The sequence below is a fragment of the Aestuariimicrobium sp. Y1814 genome (assembly GCF_050113895.1).
Classification (GTDB): domain Bacteria; phylum Actinomycetota; class Actinomycetes; order Propionibacteriales; family Propionibacteriaceae; genus Aestuariimicrobium.
On the sequence record NZ_JBNJRW010000003.1, the window covers coordinates 167575 to 182400 of the forward strand.

Consider the following 14826-nt stretch of genomic DNA (forward strand, 5'->3'; position numbering starts at 1 on the left):
CCGCCCTCAGGGCAGGCCGAGCTCGTCCTCGATGGTGGGGCGGGTGATGGTGGTGACGCCGGCGATGGTCATCACGACCGACAGCGTCAGGAACAGCAGCAGCGGGGCGGTCCAGCTGTGGGTCACGTCGTAGAGCACGCCCATCAGCAGGGGGCCGATGAGGGCCAGGGCGTAACCCACGCCCTGTCCGAAGCCCGACAGGGCGATGGTGCCGGCGCTGCTGCGTGCCAACATGGCGAACATCGCCAGGATCAGCGGGAAGCTCGACGTGCCGAGCGCGAGCAGCACCGCCCACAGCCACGGCAGGGTCGCTGGCGCCACCAGCAGCCCCAGGTAGCCGAGGAACGCGCTGGCCGAGATGACCAGTTGCAGCGTCAGCGGACGCGGGTTGCGGCCCATGTAGGCCGGCCACAGGAAGGCCAACGGCACGCCCAGGGCGGTCATCAGGCCGAGCAGCCAGCCGGACGCCTCCTGCGAGAGCCCGGCGCCGATGTAGATCGACGGCAGCCAGCCGAACAGGGCGTAGGCCTGGCCGGACTGCATGCCGAAGAAGATGGCGATCGCCCAGCCCAGCCTGGTTCGTCCGACGGTGCGCAGGCTGATCGAGGTCGTCGGACGAGTCGTCGTCGCGCTGGGCCGGCTGCGGTCGAAGCGCAGCGCGAACAACCACGGGACGAGCGCGACCACCGCCGTGGCGGTCATCGCGACGAAGGCCGGGCGCCAGCCGCCCATCGCGTTGGCCATCGGGACGACCAGGGCGCTGGCGACGCTGACCCCGATGGACAGCACCAGGGAGTACAGCGCGGTGACCAGCCCGATCCGCTCGGGGAAGTGGGTGCGGATGACGCTGGGGGCCAGGACGTTGCCCATTGCGAGCCCGGCCAGCGCGAACGTCGACCACGCGATGAATGACCAACCGCCGTCGACGGTCGTCCGGACGAGGCTGCCGACCACCAGCATCGCGAGGGCGAGGACGATCGTGCGGTGCAGCCCGAGGCGGGCGGCCATGGTGGGGGCGACCAGCCCGAAGATCGCGAAGCAGGTCGGCGGCAGTGAGGTGAGCAGCCCCGCAGCACCGGCGGACATGCCAAGGTCTGCCTGCAGGTCGGGCATCACCGGCCCGATCTCGGTGGCCGCCGGGCGCAGGTTGTAGGCCAGCAGCAGGATCGCGGTCAGCATCAGCGCGCCGGAGCGCCACCAGGGCCGCCCTGTGGCCGGGGTGGCGGCCGGGTTCCCCGCCGGGGACGCTGATGTGCTCACAAGCGCTGGAGTCTACGTCTGCGGGCATGTTCGCGGGGATGGCATGGCCCCGGCGGACGTTCGTGGGTTCTGGCGGGGCACCCAGGGGCTGGATCTGGGCTTAAGTGGTGGATTTTCTCTCTGTTTGGGAGGAAAACCCGCCACTTAAGGGAGGTTGGCCACTGATCAGCCCGGGTCAGCGGGCCTGCGGGTCAGGGGGCCAAGGGCTCTCGTCCGGTGGGGGAGTGCACTGTGGACAGAGCTTCAGCTTGCCCTTCCAGCCCTGGTTGCGGAACACCTGGCCGACGAGCTGGGCCGTGGTGCAGGGTCGGTGGGCCACGTCTGCCCAACCGAACCGGAGGGTGGCCAGCCCCTGCGCCAGGTGCCGGGCATCGCGCCCCGCGTCGCGGGTCTCGTGGACGCCCCGGTGCCCGAGCTGTCCGTCCAGCTCAACCAGGGTCGACCACTTGTCGTAGACCATGTCGGTGCGGGTGCGGGCACTCTTCGACACCTGCGGGGTTCCGCGTGGCAGGCCGTGGGCGCGCTCCACGTCACGGACGTAGCGCATCTCCAACGGGCTCTCGATCCCGAACTCGACCCAGTTCAGCATCCGCTCGAGGTTGGCCCGCCCCGGCACGCGAAGCCGTCGGCCCAGCGCGTGGCGGATCTGCTCCGGGGGTGATGGTTGGAACCATGGGAGTCCTCGTCGGCCCAGCGCGTGGCGGATCTGCTCGGGGCTCGTCAGGCCCAGCCGGACCGCCCGGGTGACCCAGCCGACCAGGTCGTCCAGGGACGCGCCGCCGGCGAGGTCGACGATGGTCTCGGCCGGCGTCGTCCTGCGGGGAAGCCCAGTGGATTCCCGCAGCTCGCGTCGGTACAGCCACTGGTAGCCGGCATCGGTCGTCCCCTACGAAGCAGTCGTCCCCGTACGCCCAGCCTCGGTCGTGCCGGACGAGGACGTCCCCGAGCGTCCGGTGCTCGTCCGGCCCACGTGCGCCGAGGGCGTCCAGATCTCGATCACCGACACGGGTCGGTCGTGGAACCCGTGCAGGGCCGCCGCGGCCAGTCCGCCCACGCAGGCCGAATCACCGGCAGCCAACACACCGGCCCAGGCCCGCTGGACGAGTCCGGCGCCCGCACGTGAGTAGACGCCCCACACCAGTCGTTGCCAGCCCTGGTCGGCCAACCCGTCGAACTGGCCCTTGGTGAGCCCGTGGTGCAGCGCCTGGGCGCGGGTCAGCACGCCGTCCTGCGAGATGACCAGGCTCTCAAGGGCCTCGGGGAGAGGGGTCCGCATGCCCCCAGTCTTGACCGATCCGGGGCCACCCGGCCTTAACTGGTGGATTCTCCCTCTCCGGGGGAGGGAAACCCGCCACCCAAGGCCCGTTCCACGCACCGCCACCGGCATGGACGAGCCGGTCGCCCACCAACCAGGTGGTTCAATGGTCGGCGATGAGTGAGAACAGCGCCCCCGCGCCGAAGAAGCGACGCCAACCCGAGCAGCAGGCGCCCCCGGTGCAGAAGCTGCGCGTCCGGTACGCCAAGCGTGGCCCGGCCAGGTTCACGAGCCACCGTGACGTCGGACGAGCGCTCGAGCGGGCACTGCGTCGTGCCGAGATCCCGATGGCCTACTCCTCGGGGTTCAACCCGCACCCGCGCATCTCGTATGCGAACGCCTCCCCGACGTCGGCGGCCACCGAGGCTGAATACCTGGAACTGGGGCTCAGCGCGGTCTGCAACCCCGACAAGGTCGCCGCCGCCCTCAACGAGGTGCTCGGCCCCGGTCTCGACGTCGTCGCGGTCGTCGAGGCCGGCAAGGAGTCACTGCAGGACCTGTTGGCCGCCTCCGCCTGGCTGATCGACCTCGGTGAGGTCGACCAGGACCTGCTCACCGGCGCCATCGACAAGCTCAACGCCGCCGAATCGGTCACCGTCCAACGGATGACCAAGGGTGGCCTGCGCGAGTTCGACGTCGTCCAGGCCATGGTCGAACTGCGCCCGCACACCAACCCCGGGCAGGTGTTCTTCATCGGCACCCACGAGGCTCCGCTGGTGCGTCCCGATGACGTGGTGACGGCCCTGCGTCAGCTCGAACCGGGCCTCGGCCAGGACCGTCCGGCGCTGCTCACCCGGCTCGCCCAGGGCCGCCTTCCCACCCCGCCAGCACCCGGCACACTGGTCGACCCGTTCAGCGGTGAAGCGGTGAGCGTGGGCTGAGCCGACAGCGCTCGCCCACAGCGCAATCCCCGGCCCCGGGCACCCGATGTGCCATACTGGCAGGCAGGGAACGGGCATCCAATGTGCCCGCACCGACAGCAGTACCGGTAGTCATACCGCGACGAGATTTCGACCGCGGGGGCATTCGGCAGCTGTCTCCCCGCCTGCTTTCGCCACGGTGCGCCGTGGCCAGACCGCACCTTCGTGGTGCCAGGAGCCTGACATGCTCGATGATCCTGAGAACACGCCGTCGGACGCCGCTGAAACCCCCGCGGAGACCAGTACCCCCGCCCCCCGCCGTCGTCGCCGCGCCGCCAGCCGCCCCTCCGGCCCGCCCACTCCCGTGAAGGCCGCTGAGCCCGAACCCACGCCCGAGCCGGAGCCCGAGCCCACCCCGGAACCCGAGCCGACCCCGGAGCCGGTCGCCGAGCCCGCCGAGGTGATGGACGACCAGCCCGAGGCCGCCGCCGAGGCCGACACCTCCGTCGAGGAGTCCGCCCCCGAGCCGCCGACCAAGCGGACCCGCAAGACCACCGCGCGCAAGCGTGTCGTGCGTGAGGCCGGCGCCCCGCACACCCGCCGCCGCAGCAACGCCATCCCGCCCGAGTCGCCCTCCGAGGTGCCCGACGACCCGCCGGCACCCGCCGCCGATTCGTCCGACGCGCAGGACGAACTGGGCGCCCGCCTGCGGGCTGCCGCCGAGGCCGCCGCCGGCCGCGCCGGCAACGAACCCCGTCGCGGACGCCGGGTCAGCGGTGTGGTCGCCAACCCCTTCGGGGCGGTCGACGCCGGCGATGACCCGCAGGCCGTGCTCCAGTCGCTGGCTGCCTCCATCGCTGGCACCGCCCCCGCCCCGGCCCCCGAGCCGGCCGCCGAACCGACCCAGGACGAGGACGAGGCCGCCGACGACACCCTCGTCGCGCAGGACGCCGTGGCCGACGACGTCACCGCTGAGGACGCCACGGCCGAGGAGTCCGAGTCGGAGACCGACGAGTCCGAGACCGACGAGTCCGACGACGAGGCCCCCACCGACGAGCAGTCCGACGACCAGTCCGCTGAGAGCTCCGACGACGACTCCTCCGATGACGACAGTGACGACGATGACTCCGGTCCCCGCCGTCGCCGCCGTCGCCGTGGCGGGCGCCGCCGTCGCCGCGGAGGCGAGGCCTCCGACCAGGACGCAGCCGACGACGACTCGTCCGACCAGGACTCCTCCGACGAGACCGACAGCCAGGGCGAGGGCGACTCCAAGCCCGACGAGCCGGCCGCCTCGTCCGACCAGGAAAGCACCGACGACTCGTCCGACAGCACCCGCCGTCGGCGCCGTCGTCGACGTCGCCGTGGGGAGGACGCCGGCGGCTCCGATGACGACCCGAGCGAAGTGGTCGTCCGGGTGCGCGAACCCCGCCGGTCCAGCAACGACGAGGTCACCGGCATCGAGGGCTCAACCCGACTCGAGGCCAAGCGTCAGCGCCGCCGCGAGGGCAGGGCTGCCGGTCGCCGCCGCGCCCCGATCCTCAGCGAGGCCGAATTCCTGGCCCGCCGCGAGTCGGTCAAGCGCACCATGCTCATCCGCCAGCGTGAGGACTACAACCAGATCGCCGTCCTCGAGGACGACATCCTCGTCGAGCACTATGTCGACCGCGCCAGTGCCACCTCGCTGATCGGCAACGTCTACCTGGGTCGCATCCAGAACGTGCTGCCCAGCATGGAGGCCGCCTTCATCGACATCGGCCGCGGCCGCAACGCCGTGCTCTACGCCGGTGAGGTCGACTGGGACAGCTTCGGCGCCCAGGGCAGTCAGCGCAAGATCGAACAGGTCTTCAAGTCGGGCCAGACCGTGCTCGTCCAGGTCTCGAAGGACCCGGTCGGCGCCAAGGGTGCCCGGCTGACCAGCCACATCTCGATCCCCGGGCGCTACGTCGTCTACTCCCCGGGCGGGCAGCTGTCGGGCATCAGCCGCAAGCTGTCCGACGCCGAGCGCCACCGCCTCAAGGAGATCCTGGCCACCCTCATCGACCAGGACTCCTCGGTGATCGTGCGCACCGCCGCCGAAGGCGCCTCGGAGGAGGAACTGGTCCGCGACGTCACCCGCCTCAAGGCGCAGTGGGAGGCCATCGAGAAGAAGGTCAAGCAGGGTTCGGCCCCGCAGCTGCTGTACAGCGAGCCGGCCCAGACCGTGCGCATCGTGCGTGACCTGTTCACCGAGGACTTCAGTGAGCTGGTCGTGCAGGGCAGCGGCGGCGCCGGGGACATCGGCGAAGAGATCCAGGACTACGTGCAGCACGTCGCCCCGCACCTGGCCGATCGGCTGCAGCGCTGGGACAACGCCTCGGGTGATGTCTTCGCCAAGTACCGCGTCGACGAGCAGATCGCCAAGGCGCTCGAGCGCAAGGTCTTCCTGCCCTCGGGTGGGTCGCTGGTCATCGACCGCACCGAGGCGATGACGGTCATCGACGTCAACACCGGACGATTCACCGGCACCGCCGGCAACCTCGAGGCCACGGTCACCAGCAACAACCTGGAGGCGGCCGAAGAGGTCGTGCGCCAGCTGCGCCTGCGAGACATCGGCGGCATCATCGTCATCGACTTCATCGACATGGTGCTGCCGGCCAACCGCGAGCTGCTGATTCGCCGGTTGACCGAGTGCCTGGCCCGCGACCGCACCCGCCACCAGGTGGCCGAGGTCAGCAGCCTGGGCCTGGTGCAGATGACCCGCAAGAAGATCGGCACCGGCCTGGCCGAGGCCTTCACCGAGGAGTGCAGCCACTGCGGTGGCCGCGGCTACCATCGCTCGACCGAGCCGGTGGAGTCGCAGCACCAGGCCGACGGTGGCGATCGTCGCAGCAACCGTCGCGGGGGTGGCAACAACAACTCCCAGGGCGGTTCGAACAGCAACTCGAACAACTCGCGCAACGACAGGGGCGCGAAGAACGAGCCGGCGAAGTCCGAGCCCGCGCCGAAGGCCGAGCCCGTCAAGGCTGAGCCCGTCAAGGCTGAGCCCGAGGTCGAGAAGACCGAGGAACAGCCCCGCCGTCGCCGCTCGCGTCGGTCGGCCTCGCGCCCCGAGGGCCCGGCCAAGACGGACGAGACGGTGAGCCCGGACGAGGCCGTCGCGACCGTCGAGGCGCCGCAGTCGGACGACGTGAAGATCGCGGACGAGCAGGCTGAGCAGCCCGAGGCTCCCGTCGCGGACGACGCCAGCCAGGCTGTCGCCGATACCGCGGCGGCCGAGTCAGCCGTCGAGGAGCCGGGGGAGTCCCAGCCCGAGGCCGAGGCTGCGGAAGAGTCCGAGGTTGATACCCCGGTCGAGCCCGAGACCCTGCCTGAACCCGAGGCTGATTCTGGCTCGGAGACCGCGGAGCCGGAGGTTCCGACCGAGCCCGAAGCACAGTCCGAGAACCCGGAAGCCGAGTCCACCGAGGACCAACCCTCCGGCGAGTAACCGGCTCTCGGATCTAGGCATGGGTCGCGGCACGTCGGTAGGCGCGTCGGCCTGAGGCTGCGAGGAGGATTCTGATTCGGTAGTGGGCGAAGGTACGGAAGCCGTGGGCAAGACGTCGGGTCTTCTCGATGATCAGATTCACGGCCTCGGTGCCGCCGTTGGAGATGCGCTCGGTATCGAATCGGGCGAGCACGTGTGCCTTCCAATGCCGAAGTGTGCGCCCCAGCCGGGCGACTTCGGGGATCGGGCAGGCGTGGAATGTGTCGATGACGTGGTCGGCGACCGCTCGCCCCCTCGCGGGTTCGGCGGTGTGATAGATCGAGCGCAGTTGCTGGTAGGCGTGCCAGGCGACGGTCACCTCGAAGTCGGGGTCGCCGAGTCTCAGGCAGGTGTTGAGCCGATCGGTCTGCTTGTCCGACAGGTGCTCGGCTCCCCGGCGCAGCAGACCGCGGATCTTGTAGAGCGGGTCGTCCTTGTGGCCTCGCCTGCCGTGGGTGTCCTGCTGGACGCGGCGACGGACCTCGTCGACGACCTGGGTTCCGAGCTTGACGACGTGGAAGGCGTCCAGGACGGCGACGGCATCGGGCAGCTCGTCGCGGATCGCGTTGGCGTAGCCGCGGAACGGGTCCAGCGCGGCGTGCTCGACCCCGGCCACGAAGCTGGCCTCCTGCGTCTTCAGCCAACCGGCGTAGGCCGTGCCGGACCGTCCCGGCACCACGTCCAACAGTCTCGCGTGCAGGTGCCCGTTCGCGTCTCTGGTCAGGTCGACCATCGAGGTCACCGCCCGGCTCGCGTCCCCGATCCTGCTGGGCCGCCAGATGTGTTCATCCACCCCCAGCGTGCCCACTGCGGCCAGCCGGGTGGGATCGGCCAGTCGGCGCAGCGCTTCGGTCTCGACGGCGACCCAGCAGGTGTGCCAGTCCACCCCGAGGTGACGAGCCAGCGCCGACACAGTGGTGTCGTCGTGCTCGAGGGCGTCGGTCGCCCACCCCACCGCCCGGGCGGTGAGTTTGGCGCGACGGGCGATCAGCTCGTGGCGTTCGCTGAACGTTCCCGTGGGACAGTCGGCATCGGCGCAGCGCCAGATCCGCTTGCGCCAGCGCACACGGACGGGCAAGTCGAAGCACGGCGCGTCGGCGACCTCTTGCACTCGCCGGCCGTGCCCCACGGCGATCACGCCGCAGGACGGGCAGCCGGCCACCGTCGCGTCGGTCTCCACCGTCACCACCAGCCGCCCCTGCTGGTGCTCGACTGCCAGGACGTGCATCCCAGCAACGTTGAACATCGCGTCCGCGCGTGCACACCAAGGCACGCCGGCATCACATCTACACTGATCCATGTCGGGGTCTTCATCTCGGTCAGGTTCTTGGTCGTTCCTGATCCTGAAGGCCCCGATCCCTCATCCCCACACCGCCACGCCGACCGCACTCAAGACAGGTCACCCACGCTCAAATCCGAAGAGCCCCATAGCCATGTACTAGAGTAGGCTCAACTACGCTAGACAAGGGCCGAAGATGAGAAGCATCGCATTGCGCGGGGAGAGTGCTAATACGCTGTTCAGGGACGCTTGGGAATCCCTCAAATCCGAGCCCAGCCTTCGTGCCAGCAGAGACAAAGGCGCTTCGGCCGAGGCGCTGCACGTAACTTTCTCCCTCGAAAACCCGCGCCAAAGATGGATATCCGCGAGAACCCCTCCGATCAACCCGGCCTTTGCGCTGGCTGAAACCGTTTGGATCTTGGATGGCAGGAACGACCTCGCCTTCCTCTCTCCCTGGAATACCACCTATTCGAACTTCGTGGGCCCTAGCGCTGCAGTATATGGCGCCTACGGGGAGCGGCTTCGAAGTCGTTTCGGTATCGATCAGCTAGAACAGACATATCGGGCGCTAACCTCAACGCCGGAGTCAAGACAAGCGGTTCTCAGCATCTGGGACCCACGAAGCGACCTGCCCGGTCGGGACGGCCAGTCACGATCCAGAGACATCCCATGCAATATAACCTCGCTACTGAAGGTTTCGGACAATAGACTCTATTGGACCCAGGTCATGCGCTCGAACGATCTGATCCGTGGGCTACCCTACAACTTTGTTCAGTGGACAACTATACAGGAAGTTTTTGCTGGCTGGCTTGGCCTAGAAGTCGGCGAATACTTCCATCTCAGTGACTCTCTGCACATTTACGACACCGATCGGCCACGGTTCAGCTATAAGAGAGCATCGGAGTTCATCAACGACGACGACCTCAGGCTACCCTTCGAAGATAGTCGAGGAGTGATAACCAATCTGGCAATAGCCATAACCACATTGAGCCTTGCAAATAATTTCGAAGAAATCGTCGCCGCCGAAGACCTGTTCACCGGGCCCCGCGCATATCGTAACTGGCTCAGGGTGATGGCCGCAGAAAGGGCGCGACGGCTTAACCTTGATCCAACCACATGGATCGAAGGAATTAGTAACACAATGCTTAAGACGGTTATTCAGAACTGGGTAGAGTTCTATGGCGGAAGCAATGGGTGAAGTGAACATCATCCATATTAGTGACTTGCACTTTGCGGCACGAGACTCTTCACTGACTCCCGTGGTCGCGCTGCGCCTGGCAATCCAGGCTTCGATTCCACACACTTTGGGCGCCCCGACCATTCTTGCCATCTCGGGAGATGTGACAAACCGAGGAGAGCAGGTCGGTTTCGATGGCGCTCAGCGGGCGCTGGCTGAGCACCAGTCCACCCTCCAGCCCGAGTCGATCGTATTCTGTCCGGGAAATCACGACATCTCTGGCGGGACTTTCGACGCCTTTAACCAGTTCGTTTTCAGAGTCACCAACGACTCCCAAATGCGATGGTCCACAAGACAACCTGTTGTCTCCATGCTTCGACAGGGCTATCACTTCGTGTTGGTGAACTCCTATTTTGAAGCCGACCATGCGCAAGGCCGGATTCCGATCGATCATTTACGCAACGCTCTACAAAACCATCCAGGTGCTCCTGTAATCGTACTCGTGCACGACAGTCCAATCTCGAGCCGCTACGGAGGTCAGAGCCTCGTTGACGGGTACGACCTTTTAAACATTTGCGCGGCGCGGGGAGTCACTGCAATACTACATGGACATGTCCATAGCAACCAATCGCTCATAGTCGGAAGATTGGGCACTCTGGTCGCCGGGACGGGCTCACTCGGCTACAAACCGGATCCAAATATGAACAATCACTTTGCGATATACCGATTCGCCGATACCGCATTTCAGGAGGGCCTCTCCTTCAAGTATCATGAGAACTCACGAACATTTGAGTCGACACCAATGGAGATGAACTGATGTTGATCGAAACGACTGACATCGGAGGGGCGGTCACACAGGCGATTAACGCCTGCGAAGCTCAACCCGTCATGAACATGACAATCTCCGTCAAAGTTGATTTGCCGACGCGGGACGGATTTGTTTCCGACTACCTGAAGTTCGCCAAGGATTGGCAATCAAATACGCGTCCTCTGCACTTACGGTTCAACCACGGGGAGTACATATTTCGCCACGGAGATGCCTTGAGTTTCCTCGAGGAGGAGCTGCAACGAAAGCCAACGAGCAATCGCGCCTGCGTTTCGCTCGTTGACGGCAAAGACATCATGAGCAGTGGCGACGGGGCGTTGCCTAGCTTCTTGGTTCTCCAAGCCGGCTTCCAAGCAGACTCGCTTCAGACTTTGTTCATTACCGCATACTTCCGCGCACTCGAAGTGAAGCAATTTCTTCCCATCAATCTTGCCGAATTGTCGTTGGTGGCGGACCGGCTCGCCAATCAGTTTCCGACTGTGAAGACTGGGGTGCTGACACTATTTGCCTTTAGAGCTCACGCAAACGAGGGGTTCGGCAATCATGCCGTCAGCGAACTTGACCGCTTGAATCCTTTCCAAATCGGCGAGATTGTGGCTACCGCTTTTGAGGTTGAGGATTTCAACGCCGTGATAGCACTTCTGGAATCCAAGAGACATCGTGAGACCGTGGTCGACACCAGCGGTTTAGAAGCGCTCTCCACAGAATTTAGTAGACAAATATCACTTGGTGGTTTTGCTGAAACCCTTCAAATGCGCGCAATTGAGGCAGGGATTAATTCCGCGCTGACCGAACTCACGGCTGTTCAGTCAACAAGGAGTCGGGGAACCCACGGTGCGACCCTTGAGCGCCTCCAAGGCAGGTTCGAAGAGAGACTTGATGAAGTGATTAGTGCACTACGCATAACAACGTGGAGGATCGACGATGCAACTTAATGAGATGGTTGCCATGCAACGTGAGTTTGACGAGCGGAGGAGTACCACCTTTGACTGGTCCCGCCCTTACTCTAGCCAGGATTTTGGGGCCCTCGTCCATAACGTTCTCGCTCTAGCCGGCGAGGTGGGGGAGTTGGCTAATCTCGTAAAGAAGCTTGACCGGGGAGACCTTTCGTTTGATGCATTAATGTCGAACGCCCCAGGAGAGTTAGCTGACATCTTTATCTACACCCTAAAAATTGCATATCAGGGCAACATCGACTTGGAAACTGCTTTCTTGGCGAAGCTGTCCTTCAATGCGCAGAGGTTCACTGCCAGTGACCCAGGTTTCACAGTTGCGACTACAACGGACTTCCCCGCCTCCGATTTGGCAAGAAACGGCGATCTTGCATTGATTCGGGAGGTTCTTCACTCCACGGCACTGCGCCTTCTTCAGTCCTGGGGCATGGGTATACCTAACGAGATCGTTCAGATTTTCCTTGAGGTCGGGGTCCCGGTCCCCGCAAACAATCAATATTGCGCACTGCTCTGTCTGGCCTCTCTAATCTGGGCACACGCGGGGAGTTTCATCGGCCAACCGGAGCGTCGGAAGAAGCTCCTCGACATTCTAATAGATGCCGTCGACCCCGACGAACTCGGAGGACGCGAACTAAGCCTACTCACGACCAGGGACTCTGATTTGGCCGCGGCGCTCGCACCGGCTGTGGCGACGCGGTGAACGGTCAGCGTCGTTCGTCGCGTGCACCATTTATTGTTTTTGAGGGAATCGACGGCTCTGGAAAATCTACTCAAGTACAGCACTTAGCTGATCGGCTCGTGTCTTTGGGGCATCGTGTGCACGTTACCGCAGAGCCGACTTCATCACTAATTGGGTCGCTTATTCGTAACGCCTTCTCGGGCCGCGTCTCAATGGATGATCGCACGATAGCGGCACTATTCGCCGCGGATCGACTTGATCATTTGACCAATGATGCAGATGGGGTGCTTGGATTGCTGGATGCAGGTATCATTGTAATTTCTGATCGGTATCATTTGTCTTCACACGCCTATCACGGCGGGGATGTTGGTTCGGATTGGGTGGAAGCCGCCAACTCAGTCAGCACTAATCTCCTTCGGCCGGATCTGACGATATTCCTGGACGTACATCCCTCGCTGGCTATTCGACGTATCGAAACCTCCCGCATAGTCCATGATCGATTCGAAAAGCTTTCGCGGCTTGAGGCCGCTCGCGCCAACTATTATGAGGCGATCCAGCAATTTCGAGCCGCTGACAATGTGCGAATCATCTCGGCCACCGATTCGGTCCTGGATATAGCAGAGGCCGTCTGGGTACAGTGGGAGCAAATCTGGGGCTAGCCTCGATCTTTCATCTGGAGGTGTGGGGTCGTTTGGTGGCTCTTCACGAACGAGGGTGTAGTTGGGGTCTGAATCCTCCTGCTTCGAGTAGCGAGCGGGCGATGTAGTGGGTCAGGTTCCGGAAGCCGAGGGCTGTCCCGCGGAGGTGTTCGAGGCGGCCGTTGATGGCCTCGGTGGGCCCGTTCGACGTGCCGGGCCGGTTGAAGTAGCCGAGCACGTCGGCGGCGCGCTGGTTGAGTGTGCGGGCGAGCTTGCGGACCTCCACGAGCTGTTCTGGGACGCCGGTGCGGATCTTCTCGATCGTGCGGGCCAGGACGAACCGGCCCAGGCCTCGGTCCTTTTGCCGGTACGCGGTGATCATGTCCTGGTAGAGACCCCAGGTTGCTTCGACCTCGGTGTGTCGTTGGTCGGCGAACAGCGCATCGAGTCGGGCCTGCTGCTTGTCGGTGAGCAGCCCGGCGCCGGTGAGCAGGGTTCGTCGGGCCTGGTAGAGCGGGTCGCCCTTCATCCCGCGGCGGCCCAGGATGTCGTGCTGGACGCGGCGGCGACAGTTCTCCAGCGCGTCACCGGCCAGGCGGATCACGTGGAAGGGGTCCATGACCGGGGTGGCTGCGGGCAGTTCCTCGGCGGCGGCGGTCTTGAAGCCGGTGAACCCGTCCATCGCGACGACCTCGATCTTGTCCCGCCAGGGCTTTGGCCGGGCGGCGAGCCAGTCCTTGAACACGGCCTTCGAGCGGCCGGCGACCATGTCCAGCAGCCGTGCCGGGCCGGTCTTGTCACGCACGGGGGTCAGGTCGATGATCACGGTGACGTACTTGTCACCCTTGCGGGTGTGTCGCCAGGCATGTTCGTCAACGCCTACCGTGGTGACACCCTCGAACCGGGTCGGGTCATCGATCAGCCGCCGTCTGCCCTCGGTGAGGATCGCGTCGTTGACGGTCTGCCAGGACACCCCCAGGCCTGCGGCGACACGCGAGACCGAGAGGTGATCCAGGACCAGGGCCGCCAGCCCCCAGCCCAGCCCGCCGCGGGAGATCTTCGCCCGCGCCGGCGCGGCGGCGGTGGTGTCCTGGCGCCATACCCGGCCGCACTCGCAGCACTTGTAACGCCGAACCCGGATCAGCAGTGTCGTGGGCCGATGCCCGAACGATTGATGCGCCAGTCGACGGATCACCGTGTCGCGCGGCACGCCCACGCAGCCACACGCCCGGCACCACCGGTCCGGCTCGATCACGCGGCATTCGATCACCGCCCGCTCCGGCTCCAGACGCTGCCCGACAGCCTCCAGGCCGAGTTCGTCGAGACCGCAGAACGTGGTCAAACAGGGCACATCGAAAGTAGGGTGGGACATGTCGAGGTCTTCCGGGTGGTCAGTGTGAGAACTTCCATCCTCAGGGAGACCTCGACCCCTACCCGGTCACCGACGCGCCCATCCGACTACACCCTCGTTCGAGAAGAGCCGTGTAGTACGGTCTATCGGTACCGAACCGGGATCCCATGGCGTGGATCTACCCGGAGGAGGAGTTCGATCCGTGGCAGACGGTGTGGAAGCGCCGCCGTCATCTGGTCTGGGGCACCTCCGGTGATACAAGCCGGCATAGCGACGGGTGGTGGTCACTACGGTCAGGGTACGTGCCGGTGCCGTCTGCCACGACTGTGTTGGATCGGGCTATGCAGATCGCGGCCACCAGTCGATGAGTGCTACGACCTGTAAGGACATTGCGGCAGTGGCCAGTGCATAAGCTCCCACCGCATAGAACCACCGCAGTTTGTGATCCGAATGCATCAGGTAGACGGTCCCCTTCGGCCCAATTTCTTTCTTGTGGCAGCGTCCCCAGCCAAAGAACCGAACCCACACATTGGCGGGTTGAGGGCTTCGCGCAGTGATTCCCGCCGTGAGTCCCGCGCCCGGCAGGAAGCGGGCGACGCTCTGCTCCAGCTGGGTACCTTCTGCCACTGCCGCCTTCAGCAGGGGATGATACCAATACCGATCCACGTAGTAGAAGGCATACCAGAGCAAGAGGCCAAGGAGCAGGATTCCACCTGCCAAACTGATAGGTCCGAATCGAGTTCCGGACTGAGCGGCGACTCCCGCTGCGCCAAGGGCGAATGTCGCTGCCGTCAGGGCCAAGCCGCGGATGCGCCATTCGATGTCGTTGAAGTGCTTCTGCACGTCGACAGAGACTCGCCACAACTCCACGTAGTGACGAAGCGCCTCGGTGGAAGAGACGGTGTCAGTATCCGCTGGTGCCTCGGACGGTTCCAACTCGGAGTGTTCGGGGTCCAGGCCGGGGACGGGGTGGGTCACAACGG

Annotated in this window: 12 protein-coding genes and 1 pseudogene; 7 read left to right on the forward strand and 6 right to left on the reverse strand. The window is 65.0% G+C overall.

The annotated features are described in order from the left end of the window. Positions 1-6: 6 nt before the first annotated feature. The 3 genes from ACQE3C_RS04900 to ACQE3C_RS04910 form a co-directional block, all read right to left on the reverse strand. Complete coding sequence (locus tag ACQE3C_RS04900) at positions 7-1260, reverse strand: MFS transporter (RefSeq protein ID WP_434538057.1); 1254 nt, start codon at positions 1258-1260, stop codon at positions 7-9. A 175-nt stretch (positions 1261-1435) separates the two neighbouring features. Beyond that, complete coding sequence (locus ACQE3C_RS04905; protein ID WP_434538058.1) at positions 1436-1849, reverse strand: hypothetical protein; 414 nt, start codon at positions 1847-1849, stop codon at positions 1436-1438. A 297-nt stretch (positions 1850-2146) separates the two neighbouring features. Next, positions 2147-2536, reverse strand: a complete 390-nt coding sequence (locus ACQE3C_RS04910) for a hypothetical protein (protein WP_434538059.1) — start codon at positions 2534-2536, stop codon at positions 2147-2149. 155 nt (positions 2537-2691) lie between these two features. On the opposite strand from ACQE3C_RS04910, the gene ACQE3C_RS04915 reads away from it, so the two are divergent. Continuing rightward, the gene (locus ACQE3C_RS04915; protein ID WP_434538060.1) at positions 2692-3456 is read left to right on the forward strand and encodes a TIGR03936 family radical SAM-associated protein; all 765 of its coding nucleotides are present in this window, start codon (positions 2692-2694) and stop codon (positions 3454-3456) included. Positions 3457-4347: 891 nt separating this feature from the next. Beyond that, a pseudogene (locus ACQE3C_RS04920) lies at positions 4348-6901 on the forward strand (Rne/Rng family ribonuclease); the annotation flags it as partial. A gap of 13 nt (positions 6902-6914) precedes the next feature. Here ACQE3C_RS04920 and ACQE3C_RS04925 read toward each other — a convergent pair. Next, on the reverse strand, positions 6915-8168 hold the full coding sequence (locus ACQE3C_RS04925; protein WP_434538061.1) for an ISL3 family transposase: 1254 nt from the start codon (positions 8166-8168) through the stop codon (positions 6915-6917). Positions 8169-8415: 247 nt separating this feature from the next. Between ACQE3C_RS04925 and ACQE3C_RS04930 the strand changes: the two genes are divergently transcribed. Genes ACQE3C_RS04930 through tmk form a run of 5 tightly spaced genes read left to right on the forward strand, consistent with a single transcriptional unit; the run spans position 8416 to position 12513 of the window. Beyond that, a complete protein-coding gene (locus tag ACQE3C_RS04930) occupies positions 8416-9417 on the forward strand; it encodes a thymidylate synthase (RefSeq protein ID WP_434538062.1) in 1002 nt (333 codons plus the stop codon). After that, positions 9410-10213 (forward strand): metallophosphoesterase family protein, encoded by an 804-nt coding sequence (locus tag ACQE3C_RS04935; RefSeq protein ID WP_434538063.1) that lies wholly within the window; start codon positions 9410-9412, stop codon positions 10211-10213. Before ACQE3C_RS04930 ends, ACQE3C_RS04935 begins: the two co-directional genes overlap by 8 nt. Then, positions 10213-11157 (forward strand): hypothetical protein, encoded by a 945-nt coding sequence (locus ACQE3C_RS04940; protein WP_434538064.1) that lies wholly within the window; start codon positions 10213-10215, stop codon positions 11155-11157. Before ACQE3C_RS04935 ends, ACQE3C_RS04940 begins: the two co-directional genes overlap by 1 nt. After that, positions 11147-11875, forward strand: a complete 729-nt coding sequence (locus ACQE3C_RS04945; RefSeq protein ID WP_434538065.1) for a hypothetical protein — start codon at positions 11147-11149, stop codon at positions 11873-11875. Before ACQE3C_RS04940 ends, ACQE3C_RS04945 begins: the two co-directional genes overlap by 11 nt. After that, a complete protein-coding gene (tmk, locus tag ACQE3C_RS04950; protein WP_434538066.1) occupies positions 11872-12513 on the forward strand; it encodes a dTMP kinase in 642 nt (213 codons plus the stop codon). The genes ACQE3C_RS04945 and tmk overlap by 4 nt, the downstream gene beginning before the upstream one ends. 43 nt (positions 12514-12556) lie before the next feature. Here the strand turns inward: tmk and ACQE3C_RS04955 are convergent, their stop codons facing one another. Continuing rightward, the gene (locus ACQE3C_RS04955; protein ID WP_434538067.1) at positions 12557-13864 is read right to left on the reverse strand and encodes an ISL3 family transposase; all 1308 of its coding nucleotides are present in this window, start codon (positions 13862-13864) and stop codon (positions 12557-12559) included. 318 nt (positions 13865-14182) lie between these two features. Further along, entirely contained in the window at positions 14183-14821 is a 639-nt protein-coding gene (locus tag ACQE3C_RS04960; protein WP_434538068.1) for a hypothetical protein, read from the reverse strand. Positions 14822-14826: the final 5 nt, after the last annotated feature.

Excerpts from the sequence above, each read along its gene's own strand:
- ACQE3C_RS04905 (WP_434538058.1), bottom strand. The coding sequence starts at position 1,849 with ATGCTGAACTGGGTCGAGTTCGGGATCGAGAGCCCGTTGGAGATGCGC.
- ACQE3C_RS04910 (WP_434538059.1), bottom strand. The coding sequence starts at position 2,536 with ATGCGGACCCCTCTCCCCGAGGCCCTTGAGAGCCTGGTCATCTCGCAG.
- ACQE3C_RS04915 (WP_434538060.1), top strand. The coding sequence starts at position 2,692 with ATGAGTGAGAACAGCGCCCCCGCGCCGAAGAAGCGACGCCAACCCGAG.
- ACQE3C_RS04925 (WP_434538061.1), bottom strand. The coding sequence starts at position 8,168 with ATGCACGTCCTGGCAGTCGAGCACCAGCAGGGGCGGCTGGTGGTGACG.
- ACQE3C_RS04930 (WP_434538062.1), top strand. The coding sequence starts at position 8,416 with ATGAGAAGCATCGCATTGCGCGGGGAGAGTGCTAATACGCTGTTCAGG.
- ACQE3C_RS04935 (WP_434538063.1), top strand. The coding sequence starts at position 9,410 with ATGGGTGAAGTGAACATCATCCATATTAGTGACTTGCACTTTGCGGCA.
- ACQE3C_RS04940 (WP_434538064.1), top strand. The coding sequence starts at position 10,213 with ATGTTGATCGAAACGACTGACATCGGAGGGGCGGTCACACAGGCGATT.
- ACQE3C_RS04945 (WP_434538065.1), top strand. The coding sequence starts at position 11,147 with ATGCAACTTAATGAGATGGTTGCCATGCAACGTGAGTTTGACGAGCGG.
- ACQE3C_RS04955 (WP_434538067.1), bottom strand. The coding sequence starts at position 13,864 with ATGTCCCACCCTACTTTCGATGTGCCCTGTTTGACCACGTTCTGCGGT.